The organism is Nostocoides japonicum T1-X7, from assembly GCF_001046855.1.
Classification (GTDB): Bacteria; Actinomycetota; Actinomycetes; order Actinomycetales; family Dermatophilaceae; genus Nostocoides; species Nostocoides japonicum.
This window is the reverse complement of record NZ_HF570958.1, coordinates 4,537,250-4,540,190: the sequence shown is the minus strand read 5'-3', so window position 1 is coordinate 4,540,190 and position 2,941 is coordinate 4,537,250. Positions and strand designations below refer to the sequence as shown.

Sequence of the window (2,941 nt, the reverse complement as noted above, 5' to 3'; positions counted from 1 at the left end):
GGCGTCCGGCGCCGGCACGGTGCGCGACCCCCCCTCCGAGGGGGCGGCCGGGACCTGGGTGTCGACCGCCGACTCGGGGCTCGACGTGCCCTCCGACGGCGCCGTCGGGTCCGCGCCCTCAGGCCCGGGCGCGACGACCCCCTCGGACTCGCCGACCGTCCCGGACTCGGCGACGGGCGCCGTCCCGCGATCGGTCCCGGCCTCGTTCCCGGATTGCGCCTCGGGATCGGACCCGGCCTCGGTCCCGGACTGGGCCTCGGGATCGGACCCGGCCTCGGTCCCGGACTGGGCCCCGGATCCGGACTGGGCCTCGGGATCGGGAGCGGGCACCGACCGGGCGACGGGGGCGTCCTCGGCGCGAGGAGGCGCATCGGCATCCTCGACGGGCACGACGTCGTCGACAGGGGTCAGTGTCGGCTGCTGGTGGCTGGCGCCGCGCCGGCGCGACCGGCGGCCCCTGGCGCTCGACTCGCGCATCGCTGCCATGAGATCGACCGGCTCGTGCTCCGGGCGGCTCCGCGTTCCCCCGACGCCACCGTCGGACTCCACGTCGTAGACGTCGACCTCGGCCGGAGCGGCAGCGGCGGACACGCCGGTCGCCAGAGGGCCGGCCGGCTCGGCGTCGTCCGCCGTGAGCCAGCGGGCCTCGTCGTCCTTGGGGGAGACGTGGCGGGTCGCCAGGTCGAAGGCCCAGACCGCGGTGCGCTGCCGGCCACCGGCGGGGAAGCGGAGCAGGACGGTCCACTGTCCCTGGGGCTCGCGCGCGGCGTCCCAGGCGGCGTCCGCGGCGTCGACGCCCCGCCCGGCGAGCCGCTCGCCCACCCGGCCGGCGAGGGTGTGCCCACCCGGGCTGCCCGACGAGCGCAGCCGGACCCCGCGGGCGAGCTCGGCGACGTACTCGCGCTCGGCGAGGACCGGGCCCTCGTAGCGGTGGACCTTCTCGACGGTCCACCCCGCCCGCTCGGCGACCTCCTCGGAGGTGAGACCGGACCGGATGAGCGCTTGGACCTCGCGGGGTCGCATACCGCCATCGAGCTCGATCTGGATCTGGCCGAGCCGGGGCCGGTCGCGCCGGGCGGCGGCGCGGAGGGCATCGTCGAGGGGCAGCCGGAACCGGCCGCCCTCCCCGTCCGCGAGGAGAAGGTGCCGGCCGTCCTCGTGGACCCCGATGAGGCGCAGGTCGCGCATGGTGTCTCTCTTCCATCCAGGCGTGTGCCCCGACTCTGCCATCCCGGTGAGCGCCGGAGGAGAGGACCACGCCGCCGCCGGTAGGTTTGGCTTCGAGATGACCACGCAGACTACGCCACGGACCGATCGCACCGCCCTCGTCGCACCCTACGACGCCGTCCTCCTCCTGTCGTTCGGTGGGCCGGAGACGACCGACGAGGTCATGCCCTTCCTGCGCCGGGTCGTCGCCGGTCGAGGGGTCCCCGACGAGCGGCTCGAGGCGGTCGCCGAGCACTACTACGCCGTCGGAGGCCGCAGCCCGATCAACGACGAGAACCGTCGGCTGCTCGCCGACCTCTCCGCCGAGCTCGCCGCCCGAGGCATCGAGGTCCCCGTCATCTGGGGCAACCGCAACGCCGAGCCGTACGCCGCGCAGGCGCTCCGCGAGGCGGCCGAGCGTGGCATACACCGCGTCGTCGCCGTCGTGACGAGCGCCTACTCGTCGTACTCCTCGTGCCGCCAGTACCGGGAGGACCTCGCCGCGGCGGTCGCCGAGGCCGGCGTCGACGTCGTCGTCGACAAGATCCGGCCGTTCGCGGACCACCCGTCGTTCGGGGCCACGAACGCCGACCTGCTCGTCGCGGCCGTCGAGCCCCTCCTCTCCGCGGGGCGCCGTCCGCACGTGCTCTTCGTCACGCATTCCATCCCCGTGACGATGAACGAGACGTCCGGCCCTCCGGACGCAGGGGGCAGGCTCTACGAGCGACAGCACGAGGCGATCGGTGCGGGGATCCTCGCGGAGGTGGACCGCCGGCTCGGCATCCGCCTGCCGGGTGAGCTCGTCTACTGCTCGCGTTCCGGAGCGCCGCATCAGCCGTGGCTCGAGCCGGACGTCAACGACCGCATCGAGGAGCTCGCCGCGGCCGGCGTGACCGACGTCGTCCTCCAGCCCGTCGGGTTCGTCTCCGACCACATGGAGGTGGTCCACGACCTCGACGTGGAGGCGGCCGCGACGTGTGAGCGCCTCGGCGTCCGGATGGTCCGGATCCCCACGGTGGGGCGTGCTCCGTCCTTCGTCGCCGGGCTCGTCGACCTCCTCCTCGAGCGGGCGGCGCAGGCCCGTGGTGAGCAGACGGTCCCACCGGTCTGGTCGCCGATGACACAGGTCGGCCCGCGCCCCTCGACCTGTCCCGCCGGCTGCTGCCCGAACCCTCGTGCGCCCCGCCCGGCGCTGTGTGGCCGGGACTGACCATGCGCGACGATGGGGGTATGCCGTCCGGCTCGGAGCTCGCCGCGCTGGGGTCCACGGCGCTCTCGGTCACCCTCGAGGCGGCCGCCCTCGTCGGTGACCGGCCGGAGGATCTCGGCGTCGCGGCGACGAAGTCGAGCCGCACCGACGTCGTGACGGTCATGGACCAGCGTGCCCAGGCGCTCATCCGCTCCCGGCTGGAGCGGGCCCGGCCCGGCGACGCGTTCCTCGGGGAGGAGGAGGGCGGCACGAGCGCGCCGAGCACGACCGGCATCACCTGGGTCGTCGATCCCATCGACGGCACCGTCAACTACCTCTACGACATCCCTGCGTATGCCGTGTCCGTCGCCGCGGTGACCGGCGACCCGACGACGCCGGGGGCCTGGCGGCCCGTCGCCGGGGTGGTCGCCGCCCCTGCGAGCGGCGAGGTGTTCCGCGCGACCCTCGGCGAGGGCGCGTGGCGCCGCCGGGGCGACGGGCCGTGGACGAGGATCGGCCACAGCGGCTGCGACGACCTGGGGCTCG

The 2,941-nt window shown here is 75.2% G+C and carries 3 protein-coding genes; 2 read left to right on the top strand and 1 reads right to left on the bottom strand.

Annotated elements, in window-relative coordinates:
* On the bottom strand, nt 1-1,188 hold a 1,188-nt coding region (gene sepH / locus BN12_RS23500), incomplete at its 3' end, for a septation protein SepH (protein ID WP_053080138.1).
* Between the two features lie 97 nt (nt 1,189-1,285).
* Here sepH and BN12_RS20600 point away from each other — a divergent pair.
* The gene (locus BN12_RS20600; protein WP_048555397.1) at nt 1,286-2,416 is read left to right on the top strand and encodes a ferrochelatase; all 1,131 of its coding nucleotides are present in this window, start codon (nt 1,286-1,288) and stop codon (nt 2,414-2,416) included.
* A 20-nt stretch (nt 2,417-2,436) separates the two neighbouring features.
* Nucleotides 2,437-2,941: inositol monophosphatase family protein (locus BN12_RS20595; protein ID WP_327152680.1), on the top strand; the 505-nt coding region annotated here is incomplete at its 3' end.

What these genes read in the sequence shown, in the direction of transcription:
- BN12_RS20600 (WP_048555397.1), top strand. Translation starts at nt 1,286, where the DNA reads ATGACCACGCAGACTACGCCACGGACCGATCGCACCGCCCTCGTCGCA.